We start from the raw sequence: 21,795 nt of genomic DNA, 5'->3' as shown, positions 1-21,795 counted from the left end.
ATCATGCGCCTCACGCGTTTCAAGCCTCCGCGATTCGGCCAACCCCGGGCTGACGGGAGCCGCCCCAGCAATGAGCCGCTGCGGTCGATCCCTTGTGCGGCAAGGGACTCAGCGCGTCCGGAATCGAGCGCGTTCGAATCAGGGGTCGTGTCGTTAGGCCGTGCACCGCCGAGCCCGTCCGGGCCGGCACGAACCTCCAGGAGGGCCCCAGGTGACGGTGACCCATGCCTCGACCGCTGACGAGAACACTCCGCCCCCTCCCCCGCCCGCGACCCTCACGTTCGGCGGGAAGTACGGCAAGAACCCGCTGGCAGACGCCGGTTTCGCAGCGATGTGCCGCCGCCTGCCGGCCGTCCTCGGACACACCGCGCGGATGGCCTGGGCCGTCGACAGGACCGGCGTCGTGCTGCTCCTCGCGTGCCAGCTCCTCACCGGCATCGCGGCGGCGGTCGTCCTCGCGTTCACCGCGCAGGCCATGACGCACGTCCTCGGCATCGGCACGGTTCCCGAACGCCTGCACGGCGCGCTGCCGGCCCTGATCGTGGTGACGGCGGCCGCGGCCGTCGGCCGGATCACCAGTGCCCTCTCCTCCTACGCCGACGGCCGGATCACTCCGCTGCTGACGACCGAGGCGGACATCGCCCTGGTCGCCGCCGTGTGCCGGGTGGAGACCGCCGCTTACGGCGAGGACGGCTTCGCCGACCGGCAGGAAGCCGCCGAAGTCGGGGTCACCCGCACCCGGATGATGGTCCAGGACGCCGAGCGGTTCGTGTCGGCACTGATCCGCATGATCGCCGCGAGCGGAGTCATCACCGCACTGCACCCGCTGATGCTGCCCCTGCTGCTCCTGGCCGTCCTCCCGGCCGGCGCCGGGGCGGTCCTGTCCGCCCGCGTCGACTACGAGACCCACTACCTCAACGTCGGCGACCGCAACGTGCGCTCCATGATGCGCTGGTGGGCCACGTACTCCCGATTCGGTGACGAGGTCCGCGCCAACGGCATGACCGGCTATCTCGTCTACTGGTACCGGGCCCTGTCCGACCGCATCGACCAGCGCACTCTCACCGCCGCCCCGCGCCTGCTGCGCATCGTGCTGACCACCAGCGCCCTGGGCGGAGTGTTCCTGCTGTGCACGTGGGCCACCCTCGCCTGGCTGGCCGCCGACGGCCGGGTCGCCCTGCCGGTCGCCGCCACGGCCGTCGTCGCCGTGCAGACCACGCTCGCCGCGCTCGGTCAGTTCGTCATCCACGGCGCCGCGATGTTCCACACCTCGCTCTACCTGGCCGACATGCGGGCCTTCCTCGACATGGCCGCCGAACGCGCCCCGCAGAGGGGTGAGCTGACCATCCCGGATCGCGTCGACGAGATCCGTCTAGACGAGGTCGTGTACCGATACCCGGGCAAGGAGGAACCGGCCGTGGCAGGAGTGTCGCTCTCCCTGCGCCGGGGCGAGATCCTGGCGATCGTCGGCGAGAACGGCTCGGGCAAGTCCACCCTCGCCAAGCTCATCACCGGGATCCTCCTCGCCGACAAGGGACGCGTGCTGTGGGACGGCATCGACCTGGCGCACGCCGATCCCGACGCCGTGTGGAAACGGACCGCGCTCGTACCGCAGAACTTCGCCTGCTGGCCGCTGCGCGCCCGCGAGAACATCACCCTCGGGCAGCCGAAGAGCTTCGACGACGGTCCCGTCTGGGATGTCGTCGACGCCGTCGGCATGCGCGAGGCCATCGAGAAGCTGCCCCGGAAACTCGACACCCTGCTCGCCAAGGAGCTGTGGGGCGGCGCCGAACTCTCCGGTGGGCAGTGGCAGCGGCTGGTGTGCGGACGCGCCCTGTACCGCCGGACGCCGCTCCTGATCCTGGACGAGCCGACGTCCCAGATGGACGCCCGCGGCGAACACGCCATCTTCCTGGAGATCAAGAGGATCGCCGCCGAACGCATGACGATCGTCGTCACCCACCAACTGGCGAACACCCGTCTCGCCGACCGCGTCCTCGTCATGGACCAGGGCGGGTCGTCGAGCAGGGGACGTACGAGGAACTCGTCCACGTCGGCGGCCTGTTCGCCGAACTCGTCGCGCTGGCCGACGACCGCTGACCGCGATTCGAGGGCGGTCCCGTGGCGTCGCGCCGTGGGGCCGCCCCCGCCGTGTCGAGTGGAACAATCGGCCGTACGAGTCCGAACCGAGGAAGTCGGTCATCACACCGTGGAACGACCAGCCGTCCCCTTTCCTCCCTCGCCCTGGCACCTCACCGGCGACATGATCATCTCGCTGTGGCGCGTCCCGGTCGGCGAGCTGCCGCGCTGGCCCCTGCCGTCCCGGGCCCGCCCGTGGGTCGTGCGGCGCCGCGCCACCGTGGTCACCTTCTGGGTCGACTACCGGCCCGGGGGCGTCCTCGCCTACCGAGAGTTCCTCATCGCCCAGGTCGTGCGCCACGGACGCCGCCTCGCCGCCACCACCGTGGCTGCCTGGGTCGACGACGAACGGTCCCTCGCCGGGGGACGCGCCCTGTGGGGCATCCCGAAGGAGCTGGGCGCGATCACGGTCCACGCGGACGGCCGGAGCGCCCGGGGCGAGCTGACCGCTCCCGGGACTCCGGTCGTCCGCTTCACGTACCGCGACATGCTGCGGCTGCCCTGCCGGCTGCCGGCCCGTGGCCACCTGGTCCAGCAGTTGTCCGACGGTGCGCAGTGCCGCGTCCCCATGCGGATCAGTGGACGACCGGCTCTCGGCCGCGGCCGCGTCACGACCGGGTCCGAAGATCCTCTGTCCGTCCTCGGCAGGCACCGGCCGCTCCTCTCCCTCGCGCTCCGCGACTTCCGCGGCGTCGTGGGCGGCTGAGCCGCGCAGGTCCTCGCCCGGCCCTCCGGTGCCGCTCGGGTGTGGCCGCCCGGGCCCGGCCGCACCCCTTGGCGGACCATCGACGGACCGTGCCACGCCACCGAGAGCCCGCCGCCCTTGACGTGAGCCCTTCAGCAGCAGCGGCTGTGGCTGCGGGCCTCCTGGTGCCGAAGGCGCAGCACCTGGTACTCGCGGCGGGTCGGGACCGGCGCGAGCGGGTGGTGGCGCCGGTGCCGCTCGCAGTGGCGGTCGTACTCGGCCTCGCCGGTCAGCTCGCGCAGATACCAGCGCACGGCCCGCACCCAGCGCCGGATCCTCACGAGCGGGCTCCGACTCCGGCTTCGGCTCCGGCTCCCGCTCCGGCCAGGGGCTCGACGGGGCTGCCCGACGTGTCGAGGCGGGACTCGACGTACGGCGCCTCGGTGGTCGGCAGCGGCGTCGCGGACCGTACGGCGCGCACGCAGACCACCGCCGCGTTGCCGATCACCACGGCGACCAGGAGCAGGAAGAGGGCGATGAGGACGCCGTCGACGGTGGAGTTGGTGATCACGGTGTGCATGTCGGCGGTCGACTTGGCGGGGGCGAGGATCTGGCCGGCGTCCAGGGCGTCGGCGTAGTGGGCCCGTTGGGCGAAGAAGCCGATCTTCGGGTCGGCGGAGAAGATCTTCTGCCAGCCGGCGGTGAAGGTGATCGCGGTGACCCAGGCCAGGGGGACGCCGGTGACCCAGGCCCAGCGCAGTCGCCCGGACTTGATCAGGACGGTGGTGCAGACGGCGAGGGCGATGGCGGCGAGCAGCTGGTTGGCGATGCCGAAGAGCGGGAAGAGCTGGTTGATGCCGCCGAGCGGGTCGGTGGCGCCGGTGTGGAGGAAGTAGCCCCAGGCGGCGACGACCAGGCCGCTGCACAGCCAGATGCCGGGCTTCCAGTTGACCCGGCCGAGCGGCTGGAAGACGTTGCCGAGCATGTCCTGGAGCATGAAGCGGCCGACCCGGGTGCCGGCGTCCACGGTGGTCAGGATGAACAGCGCCTCGAACATGATCGCGAAGTGGTACCAGAAGGCCTTCATGGCCGCCCCGCCGAAGACCCCGGAGAAGATCTCCGACATGCCGACCGCGAGAGTCGGGGCCCCGCCGGAGCGGGCGATGAGGGTCTGTTCCTCGACGGCCTTGGCGGCCTGGGTGAGCTGGTCGGGGGTGATGGTGAAGCCGAGGCCCGCCACCGCGTGGGAGGCGGACTCGGCCGTCGCGCCGAGCAGGCCCGCCGGTGCGTTCATGGCGTAGTACAGACCCGGCTCCAGCGTCGCCGCGGCGATCAGCGCCATGATCGCGACGAACGACTCCATCAGCATCGCGCCGTAGCCGATCAGCCGGACCTGCGACTCCTTCTGGATCAGCTTCGGGGTCGTTCCGGAGGAGACCAGGGCGTGGAAGCCGGACAGGGCTCCGCAGGCGATCGTGATGAAGAGGAAGGGGAAGAGCGAGCCCGCGAAGACCGGCCCGGCGCCCGAGGTCGCGAAGTCGCTCACCGCGTCCGCCCTGAGCACGGGTGCGGCCACGACCACACCGGCCGCGAGCAGCGCGATCGTGCCGATCTTCATGAAGGTGGAGAGGTAGTCGCGCGGGGCCAGCAGCATCCACACCGGCAGCACGGAGGCGACGAAGCCGTAGCCGATCAGGCAGAAGACGAGGGTGGTGGGGCTGAGGGTGAATGTGCCGGCCAGGGAGGAGTTCTGCACCCAGCTGCCGCCGACGATGGCGAGGAGCAGCAGTGCCACGCCGATGAGGCTGGTCTCGACGACCCTGCCGGGGCGGACGCGATGCATCCAGAAGCCCATGAAGAGGGCGATGGGGATGGTCATCGCGACGGAGAACGTGCCCCACGGGGAGTGGGCCAGTGCGTTCACGACCACCAGGGCGAGCACGCCGAGCAGGATGATCATGATGGCGAACACCGCGACCAGGGCGGCGGCTCCGCCCGCCCGGCCGATCTCCTCGCGGGCCATCTGCCCGAGCGACTTGCCGTCCCGGCGCATCGACAGGAACAGCACCACCATGTCCTGCACCGCCCCGGCGAAGATCACCCCGGCCACGATCCACAGCGTGCCCGGCAGATAGCCCATCTGTGCCGCGAGGACCGGTCCCACCAGTGGCCCGGCGCCGGCGATCGCGGCGAAGTGGTGACCGAGCAGCACCCGGCGGTCGGTCGGCTGGAAGTCGACGCCGTCCTCCAGGCGTTCGGCGGGGGTGGCCCGGCGGTCGTCCGGCCGGAGCACCCGGCGGGCGATGAACCGTGCGTAGAAGCGGTAGGCGATGGCGTACGAGCCGAGCGCGGCGACCACCAGCCAGACCGCGGAGATCTTTTCGCCCCGGGACAGCGCGAGGACGCCCCAGGCGACGGCCCCGAGCAGGGCGACGACGGTCCACAGCAGGACGGATCGAGGTGATATACGCGACTTTTCGGGCGCTGGCAGGCCGGTTTCGGACAGGGTGGACGTAGGCATGGCGGCTCCTCACCGGGGCGGTGCGAGACACCTCGTGACCCGAGGTGCCCGGGGATCGGCGAAACGGCGGCTCTCCCGCTCGCTGTCGGTCTGTGCAAGAGTTGCCCACCCCCCGGAACCGGTTGACAGCGAATTTCCAGAGGATTTCCCGCCGGTTCCGTGTCCTCCGATCGGGGCCGCCGCGCAACTCCCCCGTGAGGATCAGGCACACCAAGGACGGTGACCCATGGCCGACGGCACCATGACCGCGACGTTCCTCGCCGTGATCGGCGGAGCGTCGCTGCTCGCCGTCACCGCGCGGCGCCTGCACCCCAGCGACCGGCTGCCGTCGCTGGAAGGCTGGGCGCTGGCCGACCGCAGCCTGGGTCCGGTGTGGACCTGGTTCCTGCTGGGCGGCACGATCTTCACCGCGTACACCTTCACCGCCGTACCGGGGCTGGCGTACGGCAACGGCGCTGCGGCCTTCTTCGCCGTGCCGTACACGGTGATCGTCTGTCCCCTCGCCTTCGTGCTGCTCAGCCGCCTGTGGACCGTGGCCCGCGCCCACGGCTACGTCACCGTCGCCGACTTCGTCCGCGGGCGGTACGGGTCGCCGCCCCTCGCGCTGGTCGTCGCGCTGACCGGGATCCTCGCGACCATGCCGTACCTGGCGCTCCAGCTGCTCGGCATACGGGCCGTGCTGACGGCCGGCGGGGTGTATCCGCGCGGGGCCGCCGGGGATCTGGTGATGGTGGCGCTGTTCGCGGGGCTCGCCGTGGCCACGTACCGGCACGGGCTGCGCGCGCCCACGGTCATCTCGGCGCTCAAGGCGGTGGCCGTGTTCGTGTCGCTGACCGCGGTCACCTGGCTGGTCCTGGAGCGGCTCGGCGGGCCGGGTGCGGTCTTCGACGGAGCGGCCCGGCGGCTCGGCGGCCCCGCGCTGGTGCTGACCCCGGCCCAGCAGCCCGCCTACGCCACCCTCGCGCTCGGCTCGGCGCTCGCACTGATGATGTACCCGCACGTGCTGACGGCCGGCTTCGCCGCCGACGGGCCGCGCACCCTGCGCAAGGTCTCGGTGGCGCTGCCCGCCTGGACGGGACTGCTCGCGCTCTTCGGCGTCCTCGGTTTCGCGGCGCTCGCGGCCGGGGTGCGGGCACCGGAGGGCGGTGCCGAGGCGGCCGTGCCGATGCTGGTCGACCGGTTGATGCCGGGGCCGCTGGCCGGGCTGGTGTTCGGCGCGATCACCGTCGGGGCGCTGGTCCCGGCGGCGGTGATGTCGATCGCTGCGGCGACCAGCTTCGTACGCAACGTGTACGTCGAGTACGTGCATCCGACGGCCACGCCCAAACGGCAGGTGCGCATCGCCAAGGCCGTGTCGCTCATCGCGAAGGCCGGGGCGGTCGCGTTCGTCTTCGGGCTGCGCGACCAGGACGCGATCAACCTCCAGTTGCTCGGCGGGGTCTGGATCCTGCAGATCTTCCCCGCCGTCGCCGTCGGCCTGTACACCGCGCGACTGCATCCGCGGGCGCTGCTCGCCGGGTGGGGCGTGGGCATGGTGTCCGGGACCTTCCTGGTCGTGCGCGAGGGGTTCTCCTCCATCGTGGGCCTCGGTTCCGGACCGGTGGAGATCTACGCCGGCCTCGCCGCGCTCGTCCTCAATGTGATCGTCGCGCTGGCCGGCACCGCCGTACTCGAACGTCTCGGCGTCCCGCGAGCCGCCGATCTGACCGACCTGCCGTCCCGCCTGACCGTCAGGCGGCGTCCGGAGACGGGAGCGAACCAGCAGTGAGACACAGACACCCGATACCGGTACCGGAGCCCGACGTCGAGACGCTGACGCCCGCGCCGGCCGACCCGGCGGAGCTGGAGCGCGAGGCCGGACTCGCCGGGCTCTTCGAGCTGCACTACGCCTCGATGCTGCGCCTGGCCGTGCTGCTGGGCGCCGACGACCCGGAGAACGTGGTGGCCGAGGCGTACTACCAGATCTACCGGAAGTGGCGGCGCCTGAGGGACATCGAGGCGGCGGAGGCGTATCTGCGCTCCACGGTGTGCAATCTGACCCGGATGCGCATCCGGCACCTCCAGGTCGCCCGCAAGCACGTGGAGAACCCGTCCGAGGAGACCGTCGTCTCCGCCGAGAGCGCGGCGCTCCTCCGCGACGACCAGCGTGTGCTGATCGACGCGTTGCAACATCTGCCGGCCCGGCAGCGCGAGGCGCTCGTGCTGCGGCACTGGCTCGGGCTGAAGGAGGGCGAGATCGCCGCCGCGATGGGCATCTCCTCCGGTTCGGTCAAGACGCACACCGCACGCGGCCTCGCCGCGCTGACCCAGGCGATGGAGGCCCGGCGATGAACCACACCGAACCGGACCGCACGGAGCAGGAGCTCGCCGAGGCCTTGGCCGCCCTCGCCGGCGGGGTACGGGCCGCGCCCGACGCCTATCGCACGGCACGCGGCGAGTGGCTGCGCCGCGAACGCCGTCGCCGGCTCGTCCTCGCCGTGCTCATCACCGTCGTGTTCGCGCTGGCCACGCTGATCGGCCTGTGGGTGCTGAACGAGGCGCCGTCCTCTCCTGGGGTGATCTTCTCGGGCCTTCCGGACGCTCAGGTCAACACGCGGTAGGTCACGTGGGTGACCAGGCTCGCCGGCCGCGCCGTCACCTGCTCCAGTTTCAGGGGCGGAACGCCCTCGAACAGCCGCGTGCCGGCGCCCAGCGTCAACGGCGCGATGTGCAGGCGCAGTTCGTCGATCAGGCCGGCGGCGAGGTACTGGTTGACGGTGGTCGCGCCGCCGAGCACCGTGACATGGCCGTCGCCTGCCGCCGTGCGTGCCCGGGCCAGGGCCGAGGCGATGCCGTCGGTGACGAAGTGGTATGTGGTGCCGCCGCCCATCGGCTGCGGCTCGCGCGCGTGGTGGGTGAGCACGAACACCGGGGCGTGGAACGGCGGATCGCTTCCCCACCAGCCGTTCCACGGCCGGTCCCAAGCGCCCCGCACCGGGCCGAACATGTTGCGCCCCATGATGAAGGCCCCCGCTGTGTTCAGCCGGTCGATCTCGGCCCGGTTCTCGTCGGGTGTGTCGAACATCCAGGCGTGCAGCAGGCCCCCCGAGCCGTCACCTCCGTCGTCTCCGAACGGGCGTTCCTCGGTCTGGTCGACTCCGGCCGCGTAGCCGTCGGCGGAGATCGTGATGTCGCAGATCACTCTGCCCGTGGGATGGGTCATCGCCTCCTCCTCGTGGCGTTCGGTACAAGAAACCACGCGCCGGGATGTCCGCTCCTGAAGATCTGCCGACGGCGCGCGGATGCGACAGTGTGATCGCCCGCACGGACGCAACGGAAGGGACCCTTCGGCATGGCCGTCGTACACAACACCACTTTGGAGCCGAGCAAGCTGGAACTGCTCACTTCCTGGCTTCCCTCCCGTCCGTGGTACCGCGGCGGCACGGCAAGGCCGGAGTTGGCCAAAGCCGGCGGCTTCCGCCTCGACGATCCGCAGGGCGAGGTGGGGATCGAATTCATCGTGGTCACCGACACCTCCGGCCCTCAGCCGACCACGTACCTGGTCCCCCTCACCTATCGCGGTGCCCCGCTCGAAGGGGCAGAACACGCCCTTGTCGGAACGATGGAGCACGGCGTGCTGGGGAAACGCTGGGCCTACGACGGCTGTCAGGACGCCGTGCTGGTTGACCGGTTGGCGGCCCTGTTCGAGGGGCGGGCGCAGGCCCAGGACCAGAACCGCAGTGACGTCCCCGACCGAGAGGTCGTCGCCTCCGGGAGCGGTGACGGCCCCCTCCCCAGGGACTTCACAGCCGCCGACGATCAGGAGGGCACCGCACTGACCACGCCGCAGGGCACGACCCTCCGCCTGCACCGGGTCCTGCAGCCCGCCCCGGCCGGTGCGACGCTCCCTCCACGAGGAACGATCGGCCATGTCACCGGCTCTTGGCGGACGCCGGACGGTACCCGCGCCCAGGGGGTGTTCGCCGTCCTGCACGACGTCGGCCGGGCGTAGCCTCCTGCGGGATCAGCGTGTCCGTGAGCGGAACGTCCTGCGGTACGTGTCCGGGGGCACGCCGACCGTGCGGTTGAAGTGGCGGCGCAGTGTCGTGGCGGTCCCCATGCCGGTGGCCGCCGCGATGCCGTCGACACTGTCGTCGGTCTTCTCCAGCAGTTCCTGGGCGTGACGGATCCGCTGGGTCAGCAGCCACTGCAGCGGGGTCGTGCCGGTCACCGCTCGGAAGTGGCGGCTGAGGTGACGGGAGCTCATTCCCGCGCGGCGGGCGAGGTCCTCCACGGTCAGCGGCCGGTCGAGCCGTTCGATGATCCACGGGAAGAGCGCGGCGAGCGGGTGGTCGTCGTGGTCGGGCACCGGGGTGGTGACGAACTGGGCCTGGCCGCCCGCCCGGTGCGGTGGTACGACCAGCCGCCGGGCGACGGCGTTGGCGACGGACGAGCCCAGGTCGAGGCGGACGAGGTGCAGGCACAGGTCCAGCGCGGCCGCCTTGCCGGCGGACGTGAGCACGCTGCCGTTGTCCACGTAGAGCACGTCCGGGTCGACCTGCACCCGGGGGTGGCGGTCGGCCAGAGCCTGGGTGTGCGCCCAGTGCGTGGTGGCGCGCCGCCCGTCGAGAAGCCCCGCCGCGGCCAGCACGAACGCGCCCGTGCACAGGGAGACCACGCGCGCGCCCGCCTGATGGGCCTCGCGCACCTCGTCGACGAGTTGGGCGGGCGGCTCGTCGTCGATGTCCGCCCAGCCGGGGACGATCACGGTGTCGGCCTGCCGGAGCCGGTCCAGCCCGGCGTCGGGCTCCAGCCTGAACCGGCCGACCTGGACGGCGGCCGGTCCGCAGACGGTGAGGTCGTACCAGGGGGCCGTCACCCCGTCCGGGGCGGCGGCGAACACCTCGTGTGCCAAGGACAGTTCGAAGTGCAGCATGCCGTCGGTGGCGGCGAGCGCGACAGTGGTGGCCATGTCCGTAATTGTATGGGGCGTGTCGTTCCAGACACTCACGGCCGGGCGCTCAGAGCCGTCAGGATGGCCTTAGTTGATCGTTCGAGCACACAGGGGAGAGCTCATGGGACCGGGTCAGACGGTGACGGTGTACGGCGCGTACGGGCACACCGGGCGGTTCGTCGTGGCGGAGCTGCTGGAGCGCGGGCTCGTCCCGGTGCTCTCGGGCCGCGACGAGGTGAAACTGAAGGCGCTGGCGGCGTCGTACCCCGGGCTGGAGGTCCGGCCGGCGTCGGTCGACGATCCGGACGCGCTCGACCGCGCGCTGGCCGGGGCGGCGGCGGTGGTCAACGGTGCCGGGCCGTTCGCCACGACGGCCGCTCCGGTGATCGAGGCGGCCCTGCGCGCCGGCGTCCCGTATGTCGATGTGGCGGCCGAGATCGAGGCGAACGCGGACACTTTCGCGCACTTCGCGGAACGCGCCCGCGCCGCGGGTGCGGTGATCGTCCCGGCGATGGCCTTCTTCGGCGGACTCGGTGACCTGCTGGCCACCGCGGCGATGGGCGACTGGACCGCGGCCGACGAGGTGCATGTCGCTTACGCGCTGAGCGGCTGGCAGCCCACGGACGGGACACGGGCCGCGGGCGCGGTCTCCCGGGAGCGGCGGGGCGGTGCGCGCGTCGTGTACCGGGACGGACGGCTGGACTACCGCCGGGACGCCGCGCCCACGCTCCAGTGGCCCTTCCCCGAGCCTCTGGGGTCCCGGACGGTCATCGGGGAGTTCACGATGGCCGACGTCGTCACCATCCCCAGCCACCTGTCCGTTCCCGACGTGCGCACGTACATGACGGCCGAGGCCGCCCGGGACGTGTCGGCCCCCGGCACACCGACGCCGACCGCGGCCGACGAGCACGGGCGGTCCGCACAGACCTTCCTCGTCGACATCGTCGTACGTTCCGGCGGCGCCGAACGGCGAGCCGTGGCGAGAGGGCGGGACATCTACGCGGTCACGGCGCCGCTCGCGGTGGAGGCGGTGCGACGCATCCTCACCGGGCAGACCCGGACGGTCGGCGTCGTCTCCGCCGGCGAGATCTTCGACGCGGCCGACTTCCTTCGCGCGCTGTCCTCGCACCTCTCCGTGGAACTGCCGGCCCCGGCACCGGCTGCCTCAGCAAGGCCCACGACCTCGCCCGAGACGCCGTCGAGCGTGGAGCCGACGTCCTGACCGGTGGCGAACTGCCCGGGCCTCACCGACCGGACCCCACCCCTCCGTATCTGTGAAAGCGGCACCTTTCCTGGTAAACACTCACCAAAGCTGCACGAGGACGTTGTGGAGGCAGCCGGTGGGAGACGTCGGAATCGACCGCAGAGCCTTCCTGACCACCGTCGGAGGGATCGCCGCCGGCGCAGCTGCCGGCTCACTCACGGCGTGTGAGAGCCGCACGGGGCGGAGCGCCACCAAGAGCGGCCACGTGCTCGTCGTGCGGAACTTCGGCGGCTCCTACGGCGAAGCCAACCGCAAGGCCGTGTACGACCCTTTCACCCGGGAGACCGGTGTCCGGATCAAGGTGGTGAACTTCGGGCACGACCAGATGCTCGCCCAGATCAAGGAAGGCCGTCCGCAGTTCGACGTCATGGACATCGACATGTCCAATCTGCTGCTGTTCGAGCACGAGGACGCCTCCGAGCCACTGGACTACGGCCGGTTGAAGAACGCCCGGAACACGGGCATCCCCCAGTCCCTGCTCACCCCCAACGGCGTGGGCAAGAGCTACTGGGCCAGCGTCCTCGCCTACCGCACCGACGCCTTCGACGGCCGGAGACCCGAGTCCTGGGCGGACTTCTGGGCCCTCGGAGCCTTCCCGGGCCGCCGCGCACTGCAGGGCGAGGTCGACTGGCCCGAGCTCGAGTTCGCCCTGCTCGCCGACGGTGTACCGCTCGACGGGCTCTACCCCCTCGACGTGGACCGCGCCTTCCGGGTCCTCGACGAGATCAGGGGCTCGGTGCGCACGTTCTGGGAGTACGGCGCGGAGCCGGGCGAGCTGCTGTCCCGCGGCAGCGTCATGGCTTCCAGCACGTGGGCCGGCAGGCTCCAGAACATGATCGGAGACGGGGTTCCGCTCGCGTACGAGTGGAACGGCGCCCGCAGGCAGAGCAACGGCTACGGCATCCCCAAGGGCTCCGCGAACCAGGACGCCGCCTACCGGCTCATCGACTTCGCGCTGCGGCCCGAGGTGCAGGCCCACATGGCCCGGCTCTACCCCGACGGTCCGGTGGTGCCCGCCGCCTACGGCCATCTCACCGAGTCCACCGCCGTCCATCTGGCGAGCACTCCCGGCCATCTGCTGTCGGGCTTCGACCTGGACATCGAGTGGTGGCTGGAGAACCAGGACGCCGTGACCAGGCGCTGGCAGCAGTGGGCCCGCAGCTGACCGAGCCGATGCAGCCATATGGCTGAATACCAATGCGCATGGTAAAGAGTCGGTATGATCCGGCGCCCTGGTCGATTCTCGGCCTTTCGCTCCCTCGCGCGCAGAGGCGGGCGACTTCGGCGGGCCCCGCGTGAAACCGGGGATCTCGATGCGCGGCAGAAGCCCGGCGCCAGGCCCCCCGGTGCGCGCTGGAAGACACTGCCGAGGGTGCGCAGCGTCGCCGGCCAGGTGTTTCTGCTGCAGCTGGTGATCATGGTGCTGTTCGCCGCCGCCGCCGGCGGAGCACTTGTGGTGCAGGCCCGGGACTCCAGTACGCAGGAGGCCCGGCAGCTGTCGAAGGGTGTCGCCCAGTCTTTCGCCCGGGCCCCGGGAACGCTGGCCGCCATGAAGTCCGGCGAGCCAACCGAGCTGCTGCAGCCGCGCGCGGAGGACACCCGGCGGAACAGCGGGGTCGACTACGTGGTGACCTTCGATCCCCAGGGGTTTCGCTGGACCCACCCCGATCCGACGCTGATCGGCAAGCACATCTACGCCGAGCGTGAGGGCGGCGCCGCCGACCGGCCGTTCACCAAGACCTTCGAGGGCAGTCTGGGTCTTGCCGTGGACACGACGGTTCCGGTCTACGACACCAACGGGCTCACGGTCGTCGGCTTCGTGTCGGTCGGGGTCACCGTGGCCAGCGTGGACGACGTGGTGCAGGACCAGCTGCCGCAGCTGCTGGGCTTCGCCGGCGCCGCGCTCGCGGTGGCCGCGGCGGGTACGGCGCTGGTTTCCTGGCGGCTGCGACGGCAGACCCACGGCCTGGATCCGTCCGAGATGACCCGCATGTACGAGCATCACGACGCGGTGCTGCACGCGGTGCGGGAAGGCGTACTGATCATCGGGGGCGACGGACGGCTGCTGCTCGCGAACGACGAGGCGCGGCGGCTGCTGGACCTGCCCGCGGACGCCGAGGGGCGTCGGGTCGCCGAGCTGGGCCTGGAGGCGGGCACCGCGGCGCTGCTGGGCGCGGGCCGGCAGGTCACGGACGTGGTGCACCGGGCCGGCGACCGGCTGCTGGCGGTCAACGTACGGCCGGTCGACCCCGACGATCCCCCTGCGGGCAGCGTGGCCACCTTGCGTGACACGACGGAGCTGCGTGCGCTGGCGGGCCGGGCGGAGGTGGCGCGGGAGCGGCTGGGGCTGCTGTACGAGGCGGGTGTACGGATCGGGACCACGCTGGATGTGGTGCGCACCGCGGAGGAACTGGCCGAGGTGACGGTCCCCCGGTTCGCCGACGCCGCGACGGTCGATCTGCTGGATCCGATCCTGCGAGGTGCGGTGTCGGCCGGCCCCGGTCCGGAGATGCGCCGGGTGGCGGTGCACGGCGTCGACGGGGCCCGGTCCCTCTATCCGGTGGGTGAGCTGATCCGTTTTGTTCCCACGTCGCCCGTGGCCGTCGGCGCCGAGCGCGGCCGTGCGGTCCTGGACGCCGATCTGACCGGCTCCGACGGCTGGATGAACGCCCAGGGTCCCGAGCGTGCCCGGCGGCTGCTGGCCCTCGGTTTCCACTCCCTGATCACGGTGCCGCTCCAGGCCCGCGGTGTGGTGCTGGGCATGGCGAGCTTCTGGCGCTCGGACGGTGTTCCCTTCGACGGGGAGGATCTGGCCACCGCCGAGGAACTGGCCGCCCGGGCCGCGGTCGCCGTCGACAACGCCCGCCGCTACACCCGCGAGCACACCATGGCCGAGGCGCTGCAACGCAGCCTGCTGCCGAGCTCGCTGCCCGACCACTCGGCCGTGGAGGTCGCCCACCGCTATCTGCCCGCCCTGGAGGGCGTGGGCGGCGACTGGTTCGACGTGATTCCCCTGCCCGGTGCGCGGGTCGCCCTGGTGGTCGGGGATGTGGTGGGGCACGGCCTGCACGCCGCGGCCACGATGGGCCGGCTGCGCACCGCTGTGCACAACTTCTCCGCCCTCGACCTGCCCCCGGACGAGCTCCTCGGGCACCTGGACGAGCTGGTCGCACGGATCGACAGCGACGAGAACGAGGAGCGGGACAGCGAGGGCGTCGCGGGCGCCACCTGCCTCTACGCCATCTACGATCCGGCTTCCGGGATGTGCTGCCTGTCCCGGTCCGGGCATCCGGAGCCGGCCCTGGTGCATCCCGACGGCACCGTGGAGTTCTTGCGGGTGCCCGGTTCACCGCCGCTCGGTCTGGGCGGCGCCGAACCCTTCGAGACCGCCGAGGTCGCCCTCCCCGAGGGCTCCCGGCTGGTCTTCTACACGGACGGTCTGGTCGAAGACCGGGAGCGGGGCATCGACACCGGTCTGGAGGCGTTGCGCCACGCTCTGGCCGGTGCTCACCGCACCCCGGAGGAGACCTGCCGGGACGTCCTCGACGCGCTGCTTCCCGCCCGGTCGAGCGACGACATCGCCCTGCTCGTCGCCCGCACCCGGCTGCTGGACCGTTCCCAGGTGGCCGAGTGGGACGTGCCGGATGATCCCGCGGCCGTCGCGGCCGTCCGGGCGGGGGTCACCCGGCGGCTGCGGACCTGGGGGCTGGAGGAGATGGCGTTCACGACCGAGCTGATCGTCAGCGAGTTGGTCACCAACGCCATCCGCTACGGCATCGAACCGATCCGGCTCCGGGTGCTGCACGACCGCGACAGCCTGATCTGCGAGGTCGCCGACGGCAGCAGCACCTCGCCCCACCTGCGCCGGGCCGCGACGACCGACGAGGGCGGACGAGGACTGTTCCTCGTCGCCCGGTTCGCCCAGCGGTGGGGCACCCGCTACCTGGCCCGCGGCAAGGTGATCTGGACCGAGCAGTCCACCCTCAGCCCCTCCGGCGAACCCGAGGAGATGTCGGCCGAGGCCCTGCTGGACCAGTGGGAGGACGCGGCCTGGTGAGTCACCCCGTCACGGACCGATGCCCTACACCTTGCGGACCGTCTCCTCGACGTCCCAGCGGCCGGACCCGCCCTTGGGATGGACGATGACGTCACCGGCGGAGATCTCGAGGCGGTCGGCCGGCGTCCGGGCGCGGACTCCGGCGACCCGCAACCGGGCCTCCTCCGGTTCGACACCAGCGGAACGGTCCGGGCGGGTGTCTGGGAGTGCCGTCCCGGCGGGTGGCCCGCCGAGGAGCGCGAGGAGATGACGTGTCAGGAATGCGGTGAAGTCCCTGACAGGTCGCCCGTCGAAAACGGGTGGCGGCGCGCAGAGGGTCTCGTCGACACCGCCTACCGGGCCGGCTCCTCTCACGGGGTCCGGAAACCGCGGAACGTCACGTGCTTGCGGGTCTCGAAGCCGAGTCGCTCGTACAGCGCGAGCGCGCCGCTGTTGGCTTCGGCCACGTGCAGGAAGGGGCGTTCGCCGCGCGCCACGACGCGTGCGATGTGCGCGCGCAGCAGGCGGGCCGCATGGCCCTGTCCGCGTGCCTCGGGCGCGGTGCAGACGGCGCTGATCTCGGTCCATCCGGGCGGCCTCAGCCGCTCCCCCACCATTGCGACCAGCACGCCGCCGTCGCGGATGCCGAGATAGGTGCCGAGCTCGTGCGTACGGGGCCAGAAGGGTCCCGGCCGGGTCCGGCCGACGAGGTCGAGCATCTCGGGCACGCTCTCCGCGCCGAGTTCGACCACCTCGGAGTCGTACTCGGCACCGGAGGAATCCGGGCCGCCGTGGCCGGCCCAGATCATCTGCCGGCCCTCCAGGACGAAGACCGGCTCCCAGTCCGGCGGCGGCAGCGCCGGGCAGCTGAACATGTCGGCGAACTCGCCCGGCCCCAGCAGCTTGGCCAGGTCGGCCCATGCCGCCGCGTCCGGCTCGGCCGGCACCGCGGAGAACGTCGCGACCTCGGGTACGTAGGTGACGGCACCGCCGAGCCGGCGGGCGAGATGCGCGTGGTGCCCGCGGAGCGACTCGCCCACCGGGTCGTCGAGTGCAACGGCGTCGCGGAGCCCCGTCATCGTGCTGCGCCTTCCTGTCCCCTGCCGGAGCCGGTCGGCCGGCAGACCGACACGGCGTCATCGGATGTCGGCAGCCATGCTAGTGCCGCGGCACGCGGCCACCTCCCGGCGCTACTTGAGATATGCGGCCAGCGGCACGTTCTGCCTGCGCACGTCACCGGCGACGAGTCCGGCGATCCGCTGCGCGCCGTACGTTTCGAAGTGGGTGCGGTCGTCGCAGAAGAAGGCGCCCACGGGGCCCGATCCGAAGTCGCCGTTGTGCGGGCAGAAGCGCAGGTTGTTGTAGAGCGAGACGCTCAGCGCCTGCAGGTCGACGACCGGCACCCCGGTGGCGGATCCGACGGCGAAGGTCTCGTTCACGAAGCCGCGGTTCTTCGTCGCCGTGCTTCCGGAACAGGTGAGGGCGGCCACCGGGGTGAGCAGCACCGGGTGTGCTCCACGGGCCTGGGCGGCCTGCACCATCGTGGTCATCAACTGCCGGTAGCGGGCGGGGCCCACGTGCCGGGGGCAGGTCGACGAGGAGTCGTTGATGCCGAACTGGATGAACAGGTAGTCACCCGGTTTCATCCCGGTGCCGGCGTTCAGCATCGCCTGCCAGCGTGCGGAGTACGTGCCGGAGGTGAGCCGGCACTCGCCGTCCGGGCCCTTGGTGCCACTGACGTTGCCCTCGTACATCCAGGTCTGGATGCTGCGGCCTCCCACGGCCTGGTTCCTGACGGTCACGTCGGCGTTGAACAGGGCGTCGAACTGGCTGCCCCAGCCCACCGGGCAGCGGGCGGAGCCCGGGTTGGCCATGGTGGAGTCGCCGGCCAGCCACACCGTGACCGGTGCGGCCGCCGCTCGTGCGGCCGGGGCCTCGGTGCTGGAGGCGCCGGCGCATCTCGCCGCGGTGTCGGCCGCCGAGGCGGTGCTGACGCCGAGGCTCGACAAGGCGATCACCAGCGCCGTCGTGACGAGCGCACGGAGGTTCTTCATCGTGTGTCCCCTTTCGTCGGTCAGCGCAGGTACGCGGCCAGGGGCAGGTTCTGCTCCCGGATGCTCTGGAGCACCAGCCCGGCCATCCGGGTCGCGCCGTACTGTGAGAAGTGGGTGTTGTCCGTGACGCCGTCGACGGAGGAGCGGAGGAAGAGCTGTGCGGACGCGGACGGTCCGAGGGACTCGACCAGCGCCTTGCTCCGGGCGGTCAGGTCGATCACCGGGACCCGCTGCGCCGCACCGACCGCGCGCATCTCGGCGGGCAGGTTCGCACCGGCGCCGTTGACGTGCAGTGCCGTCGGCGTGAGCCGGTCGCCGTCGAAGAGCCTGCGGACCGGTGGCGTCACCAGGACCGGAACGCCGCCCTTGGCGCGGACCCGCGAGATCATGGTGGTGAGGTTGTTCCGGTAGGCGGACACGCTGGTCTGCTTGTCGTTGTGGCCGAACTGGATGAAAACCGGGTCGTTCGCCCTGACCCTCGCCAGCAACGCGGGAAGGAGCGCCGAGTTGCTCAGGAAGCTTCCCGAACTCTCGCCGGAGTCACCGTAGTTGCCGATGGCCGCGCCGGGACGTACCGCTGTGGTGATCATCTGGCCCCAGCCGGTGTACGGAGCGGACGGCTGGTCGCACACCGTCGAGTCACCGGCCAGGTACGCGACCAGCGGCTGCGTCGCGGGCTTCACCGACACGGCCGAGACCTGTGGGGCGGCACCCGTGAAGCGGAGGTCCAGGCCGGGGTTGCCGGTACCGCCCTGGCCGGTCGGCTGCCCCTCCGGCTGGCGCACGTTGACGGTGAACGAGTACGTGGCGACGGCTCCGGCCTCCGTTCTCGTCCCCGGGAGCATCAGCCGCCGGGCTTCCGCCCACATCTCGGTCTGACCGGCCAGGACGCCACCGATGGAGACCGTCACGTCGTAGGTGCCCGGTGCGACGCCGTAATGACAGGTGATCGGCGAGGTGCCGGAGCAGCCGGCCGGCAGGGCCTGCGGTGCGGCTGCCGCGCTCTGCGCCGCCGCACCGGTGCCGGCCAGTGCGGCAAGGGTCAGCAGGCCCGCTGTGCCCGACAGGACCGCATGCCTGGCCTGCAATGTCATGTTCCCTGCAAACATGAGTACCGTCCTTGACCGGGGAGAAGAGACACGGGTCGGGGATGCGCGGTCAGGCCTGGGTGAAACCGTCCATGATGGCGCTGGGCCGCTTGCTGCTGGACTGTGTGCTGGGAGCGTTCACAACCTGTTTCAGGTGAACCCGAGGCACTTTGTTAGTGGAGAGGTGCGGGGTGGGGAGCCCGTGAACTGTCGCGCCTCGCGCCCGAGTTCCCGGACGGGGTCGGCCAGTTCGACTGGTTTCGACCGCAGTTGCCCATGAGGCGCATCACGCAGTGTTCAAGGCCCGCCACCCGACTGTCAATCCGTAGGCGCGGAGAACTCACTTATCCCAACAGGGCCGCACAGCGGACTGGACAGAATCCTTGACGAGGCATCAGCTCGTTCTTACGCTCCCTCCTCATGGGAGCGTTCCCATACCCCCCACGCCCCGGAGGCCACCGTGACCGACCCGCACCGGCGTCCCCCCACCGCGCAACGGCCGTGGCGATCCCCCCACCGGGCGGGCAGCCGGCTCGTCGGCTGCCTGTCCGCTGCCGCACTGGCCGTCTCCGCACTCGTCGCACTGCCACAGTCCGCGCACGCGGCGACCGCCCGCCAGGTCGAGAAGCTCGACCGCGGCCTGACCAGCGTGCACACCAGTGGCGGAAACCTGGTGTCCTGGCGGTGGCTGGCGACCGACCCGAACGACGTGTCGTTCAACGTCTACCGCGGCGGCACCAGACTCACCTCCTCGCCCGTCACCACCTCGACGAACTACTTCGACGCGGGCGGAGCGGACTCTGCCGAGTACACGGTGCGCGCGGTGGTCGACGGCACCGAGCAGGCCGCTTCCGCGCCCGCGGTCCAGTTCCGCACGGGCTACAAGGACGTGCCGATCTCCCCGCCCGCGGGGGGCACGGCCCCGGGCAACTCGGCCTACACCTACGACGCCAACGACGCCTCGGTCGGTGACCTCGACGGTGACGGCGCCCTGGACCTCGTCCTGAAGTGGCAGCCCACCAACGCCAAGGACAACTCCCAGTCCGGCTACACCGGCAACACGATCGTCGACGGCATCAAACTCGACGGCACCCGGCTGTGGCGCATCGACCTGGGCCGCAACATCCGCTCCGGCGCCCACTACACGCAGTTCCAGGTCTACGACTACGACGGCGACGGCAAGGCCGAGGTGGCCATGAAGACCGCCGACGGCACCCGGGACGGCACGGGCGCGGTCATCGGCAACTCCTCGGCCGATCACCGCAATTCCAGCGGCTACGTCCTGTCCGGGCCCGAGTACCTGACGATGTTCGACGGCCGGACGGGCAAGGCGATGCAGAGCGTCGACTACGTCCCGGGCCGCGGCACCGTCTCCTCCTGGGGCGACAACTACGGCAACCGAGTGGACCGCTTCCTCGCCGGCACCGCCTACCTCGACGGCGCCCGCCCGTCCCTGATCATGGCGCGCGGCTACTACACCCGCACGGTGATAGCCGCCTGGGACTGGCGGGGCGGCGCCTTCACCCGCCGTTGGACCTTCGACACGACGTCCTCCTCCAACAGCGGCAAGGGCTACGACGGCCAGGGCAACCACAGCCTGTCCGTCGCCGACGTCGACGCCGACGGCAAGGACGAGATCGTCTACGGCGCGATGACCGTCGACGACAACGGCAACGGCCTGTGGACCACCAGGCTCGGCCACGGCGACGCCGGCCACGTCGGCGACCTCAACCCGTCGCGGCCGGGCCTGGAGTACTTCAAGGTCTCGGAGGACTCGAGCAAGCCGGGCTCCTGGATGGCGGACGCCGGCACGGGCGCGAGGCTGTGGCAGACGGCGTCGGGCTCCGACAACGGCCGCGGCGTCGCCGCCGACATCCACGCCGGCAGTCCGGGCGCCGAAGCCTGGTCCGCCTCCGACACCACCCTGCGCTCCGCCACCGGCGCCTCCCTGGGCCGGGAGCCCTCCAGCATCAACTTCCTGTCCTGGTGGGACGGCGACCCCGTCCGCGAACTCCTGGACGGCACCCGCATCGACAAGTACGGCACCTCCGGCGACACCCGGCTGCTCACCGGTTCCGGCGTCGCCTCCAACAACGGCACCAAGTCCACCCCGGTCCTGTCCGGCGACCTGCTCGGCGACTGGCGTGAGGAGGTCGTCTGGCGTACCGGCGACAACAGGGCGCTGAGGATCTACTCGACGCCGCACCAGACCAACACCAAGATCACCACCCTGCTCCACGACACCCAGTACCGCACGGCGCTGGCCTGGCAGAACACCGCCTACAACCAGCCCCCGCACCCGAGCTTCTTCATCGGCAACGGCATGCCGACAGCGCCCCGGCCGACGGTCTACACGCCCTGACCGGCACGGTCCCGCCGGAACGCCCACTCCATCCGGGGCTCCAGGGCGAAGCGGAACAGCCGCCGTACGGGTGGCGTGCACAGGGCGGTCATGACGGCCGCCGCCACGAGGGTGACCGTGATCTCGCCCACGGGATCGTGGATCCAGTCGGGGCCGAACCAGCCGAAGTGCTTGGCCCCCTGGACGACGAAGCCGTGCAGCAGGTAGCCGTACAGCGTGCCCGCGCCGAGGGCGGTGAACCAGGTGCGCCGTCCCGGGACCCAGGCGAGGAAGCAGGCGACGAGGAGCAGCGAGCAGCCGAAGAGGGCCAGGGTCATCACGGGCCCGTACCAGCCGGGCACACCCAGTTCCTCGGCGCTGGAGCGGTGGAAGAGCCAGGCGTAGTCCCACCGGGGCGTGATCCAGTACGCCCCGGCGAGGGCGCCGGCGAAGACGGGCAGGGACAGCAGTCGCATCTCCCGTCGGCGCACCAGCCGGAAGTGTTCCGGCTTCAGCAGCAGACCGAGCACGAAGTAGGGCAGGAACTGCAGGACGCGCTGGAGATCGAGGTCGTCGCCGATGGACGGCGAGAGGGTCGCCAGGGCCGCGATGACGAGGGCGACCGGCAGCGGCCACCGCAGGAGCCTCCAGATCGGGGTGGTCAGCCGCCAGATGAACATGGAGGCGTTGCGGGTGCGCTGCCCCTCGGGGAGCGCGGCCACGAAGAACCAGGT

General features: G+C 71.4%; 18 protein-coding genes and 1 pseudogene. 10 read left to right on the top strand and 9 right to left on the bottom strand.

Translation table 11 applies throughout. The annotated features are described in order from the left end of the window. Nucleotides 1–217: 217 nt before the first annotated feature. Nucleotides 218–2,100, top strand: a pseudogene (locus tag ABT116_RS20325) (ATP-binding cassette domain-containing protein). 163 nt (nucleotides 2,101–2,263) lie between these two features. Further along, nucleotides 2,264–2,845, top strand: a complete 582-nt coding sequence (locus tag ABT116_RS20320; protein WP_351635657.1) for an acetoacetate decarboxylase family protein — start codon at nucleotides 2,264–2,266, stop codon at nucleotides 2,843–2,845. Between the two features lie 131 nt (nucleotides 2,846–2,976). On the opposite strand, the gene ABT116_RS20315 is transcribed toward ABT116_RS20320, so the two are convergent. Then, on the bottom strand, nucleotides 2,977–3,165 hold the full coding sequence (locus tag ABT116_RS20315; RefSeq protein ID WP_351635604.1) for a YbdD/YjiX family protein: 189 nt from the start codon (nucleotides 3,163–3,165) through the stop codon (nucleotides 2,977–2,979). After that, complete coding sequence (locus ABT116_RS20310; protein WP_351635599.1) at nucleotides 3,162–5,345, bottom strand: carbon starvation CstA family protein; 2,184 nt, start codon at nucleotides 5,343–5,345, stop codon at nucleotides 3,162–3,164. Before ABT116_RS20310 ends, ABT116_RS20315 begins: the two co-directional genes overlap by 4 nt. A 226-nt stretch (nucleotides 5,346–5,571) precedes the next feature. On the opposite strand from ABT116_RS20310, the gene ABT116_RS20305 reads away from it, so the two are divergent. The 3 genes from ABT116_RS20305 to ABT116_RS20295 are packed head-to-tail and all read left to right on the top strand — an operon-like array spanning nucleotide 5,572 to nucleotide 7,945. Further along, complete coding sequence (locus ABT116_RS20305; protein WP_351635592.1) at nucleotides 5,572–7,113, top strand: sodium:solute symporter family protein; 1,542 nt, start codon at nucleotides 5,572–5,574, stop codon at nucleotides 7,111–7,113. Next, on the top strand, nucleotides 7,110–7,676 hold the full coding sequence (locus ABT116_RS20300) for a sigma-70 family RNA polymerase sigma factor (RefSeq protein WP_502983906.1): 567 nt from the start codon (nucleotides 7,110–7,112) through the stop codon (nucleotides 7,674–7,676). Before ABT116_RS20305 ends, ABT116_RS20300 begins: the two co-directional genes overlap by 4 nt. Further along, nucleotides 7,673–7,945, top strand: a complete 273-nt coding sequence (locus ABT116_RS20295) for a hypothetical protein (protein WP_351635586.1) — start codon at nucleotides 7,673–7,675, stop codon at nucleotides 7,943–7,945. The genes ABT116_RS20300 and ABT116_RS20295 overlap by 4 nt, the downstream gene beginning before the upstream one ends. Here ABT116_RS20295 and ABT116_RS20290 read toward each other — a convergent pair. Next, entirely contained in the window at nucleotides 7,927–8,547 is a 621-nt protein-coding gene (locus ABT116_RS20290; protein ID WP_351635580.1) for a dihydrofolate reductase family protein, read from the bottom strand. The two genes, ABT116_RS20295 and ABT116_RS20290, sit on opposite strands and share 19 nt — an antisense overlap. 129 nt (nucleotides 8,548–8,676) lie before the next feature. On the opposite strand from ABT116_RS20290, the gene ABT116_RS20285 reads away from it, so the two are divergent. Then, a complete protein-coding gene (locus tag ABT116_RS20285; RefSeq protein ID WP_351635573.1) occupies nucleotides 8,677–9,336 on the top strand; it encodes a maltokinase N-terminal cap-like domain-containing protein in 660 nt (219 codons plus the stop codon). A gap of 12 nt (nucleotides 9,337–9,348) precedes the next feature. Here the strand turns inward: ABT116_RS20285 and ABT116_RS20280 are convergent, their stop codons facing one another. Further along, entirely contained in the window at nucleotides 9,349–10,296 is a 948-nt protein-coding gene (locus ABT116_RS20280) for a helix-turn-helix domain-containing protein (RefSeq protein ID WP_351635567.1), read from the bottom strand. Nucleotides 10,297–10,399: 103 nt separating this feature from the next. On the opposite strand from ABT116_RS20280, the gene ABT116_RS20275 reads away from it, so the two are divergent. The 3 genes from ABT116_RS20275 to ABT116_RS20265 all read left to right on the top strand — a co-directional run bounded on the left by ABT116_RS20275 (nucleotide 10,400) and on the right by ABT116_RS20265 (nucleotide 15,599). Next, a complete protein-coding gene (locus tag ABT116_RS20275) occupies nucleotides 10,400–11,500 on the top strand; it encodes a saccharopine dehydrogenase family protein (protein WP_351635560.1) in 1,101 nt (366 codons plus the stop codon). A gap of 118 nt (nucleotides 11,501–11,618) precedes the next feature. Next, on the top strand, nucleotides 11,619–12,707 hold the full coding sequence (locus tag ABT116_RS20270) for an ABC transporter substrate-binding protein (RefSeq protein WP_351635554.1): 1,089 nt from the start codon (nucleotides 11,619–11,621) through the stop codon (nucleotides 12,705–12,707). A gap of 252 nt (nucleotides 12,708–12,959) precedes the next feature. Continuing rightward, a complete protein-coding gene (locus ABT116_RS20265; protein WP_351635644.1) occupies nucleotides 12,960–15,599 on the top strand; it encodes a SpoIIE family protein phosphatase in 2,640 nt (879 codons plus the stop codon). A 24-nt stretch (nucleotides 15,600–15,623) separates the two neighbouring features. On the opposite strand, the gene ABT116_RS20260 is transcribed toward ABT116_RS20265, so the two are convergent. The 4 genes from ABT116_RS20260 to ABT116_RS20245 all read right to left on the bottom strand — a co-directional run bounded on the left by ABT116_RS20260 (nucleotide 15,624) and on the right by ABT116_RS20245 (nucleotide 18,741). After that, nucleotides 15,624–15,752, bottom strand: coding sequence for a cupin domain-containing protein (locus ABT116_RS20260; RefSeq protein ID WP_351635549.1), 129 nt, complete (start codon nucleotides 15,750–15,752; stop codon nucleotides 15,624–15,626). 197 nt (nucleotides 15,753–15,949) lie between these two features. Then, the gene (locus ABT116_RS20255; RefSeq protein WP_351635544.1) at nucleotides 15,950–16,657 is read right to left on the bottom strand and encodes a GNAT family N-acetyltransferase; all 708 of its coding nucleotides are present in this window, start codon (nucleotides 16,655–16,657) and stop codon (nucleotides 15,950–15,952) included. A gap of 111 nt (nucleotides 16,658–16,768) precedes the next feature. Next, on the bottom strand, nucleotides 16,769–17,632 hold the full coding sequence (locus ABT116_RS20250; protein ID WP_351635538.1) for a GDSL-type esterase/lipase family protein: 864 nt from the start codon (nucleotides 17,630–17,632) through the stop codon (nucleotides 16,769–16,771). 20 nt (nucleotides 17,633–17,652) lie between these two features. Further along, the gene (locus ABT116_RS20245) at nucleotides 17,653–18,741 is read right to left on the bottom strand and encodes a rhamnogalacturonan acetylesterase (protein WP_351635533.1); all 1,089 of its coding nucleotides are present in this window, start codon (nucleotides 18,739–18,741) and stop codon (nucleotides 17,653–17,655) included. A 439-nt stretch (nucleotides 18,742–19,180) separates the two neighbouring features. Here ABT116_RS20245 and ABT116_RS20240 point away from each other — a divergent pair, with 439 nt between their 5' ends. Continuing rightward, nucleotides 19,181–21,082, top strand: coding sequence for a rhamnogalacturonan lyase (locus ABT116_RS20240; RefSeq protein WP_502983905.1), 1,902 nt, complete (start codon nucleotides 19,181–19,183; stop codon nucleotides 21,080–21,082). Here the strand turns inward: ABT116_RS20240 and ABT116_RS20235 are convergent. Continuing rightward, on the bottom strand, nucleotides 21,070–21,795 hold a 726-nt coding region (locus tag ABT116_RS20235; protein ID WP_351635526.1), incomplete at its 5' end, for an acyltransferase family protein. The genes ABT116_RS20240 and ABT116_RS20235 overlap by 13 nt on opposite strands.

It is taken from the genome of Streptomyces sp. NPDC002130 (assembly GCF_040296465.1).
In the GTDB taxonomy this organism is placed as follows: domain Bacteria; phylum Actinomycetota; class Actinomycetes; order Streptomycetales; family Streptomycetaceae; genus Streptomyces.
The sequence above is the reverse complement of the archived record's forward strand: the minus strand, read 5'-3'. Positions and strand labels throughout refer to the sequence as shown.

Coding starts and splice junctions, on each gene's coding strand:
- ABT116_RS20320 (WP_351635657.1), top strand. CDS start 2,264: ATGATCATCTCGCTGTGGCGCGTCCCGGTCGGCGAGCTGCCGCGCTGG.
- ABT116_RS20310 (WP_351635599.1), bottom strand. CDS start 5,345: ATGCCTACGTCCACCCTGTCCGAAACCGGCCTGCCAGCGCCCGAAAAG.
- ABT116_RS20305 (WP_351635592.1), top strand. CDS start 5,572: ATGGCCGACGGCACCATGACCGCGACGTTCCTCGCCGTGATCGGCGGA.
- ABT116_RS20295 (WP_351635586.1), top strand. CDS start 7,673: ATGAACCACACCGAACCGGACCGCACGGAGCAGGAGCTCGCCGAGGCC.
- ABT116_RS20290 (WP_351635580.1), bottom strand. CDS start 8,547: ATGACCCATCCCACGGGCAGAGTGATCTGCGACATCACGATCTCCGCC.
- ABT116_RS20285 (WP_351635573.1), top strand. CDS start 8,677: ATGGCCGTCGTACACAACACCACTTTGGAGCCGAGCAAGCTGGAACTG.
- ABT116_RS20280 (WP_351635567.1), bottom strand. CDS start 10,296: ATGGCCACCACTGTCGCGCTCGCCGCCACCGACGGCATGCTGCACTTC.
- ABT116_RS20275 (WP_351635560.1), top strand. CDS start 10,400: ATGGGACCGGGTCAGACGGTGACGGTGTACGGCGCGTACGGGCACACC.
- ABT116_RS20265 (WP_351635644.1), top strand. CDS start 12,960: ATGGTGCTGTTCGCCGCCGCCGCCGGCGGAGCACTTGTGGTGCAGGCC.
- ABT116_RS20255 (WP_351635544.1), bottom strand. CDS start 16,657: ATGACGGGGCTCCGCGACGCCGTTGCACTCGACGACCCGGTGGGCGAG.
- ABT116_RS20250 (WP_351635538.1), bottom strand. CDS start 17,632: ATGAAGAACCTCCGTGCGCTCGTCACGACGGCGCTGGTGATCGCCTTG.
- ABT116_RS20245 (WP_351635533.1), bottom strand. CDS start 18,741: ATGTTTGCAGGGAACATGACATTGCAGGCCAGGCATGCGGTCCTGTCG.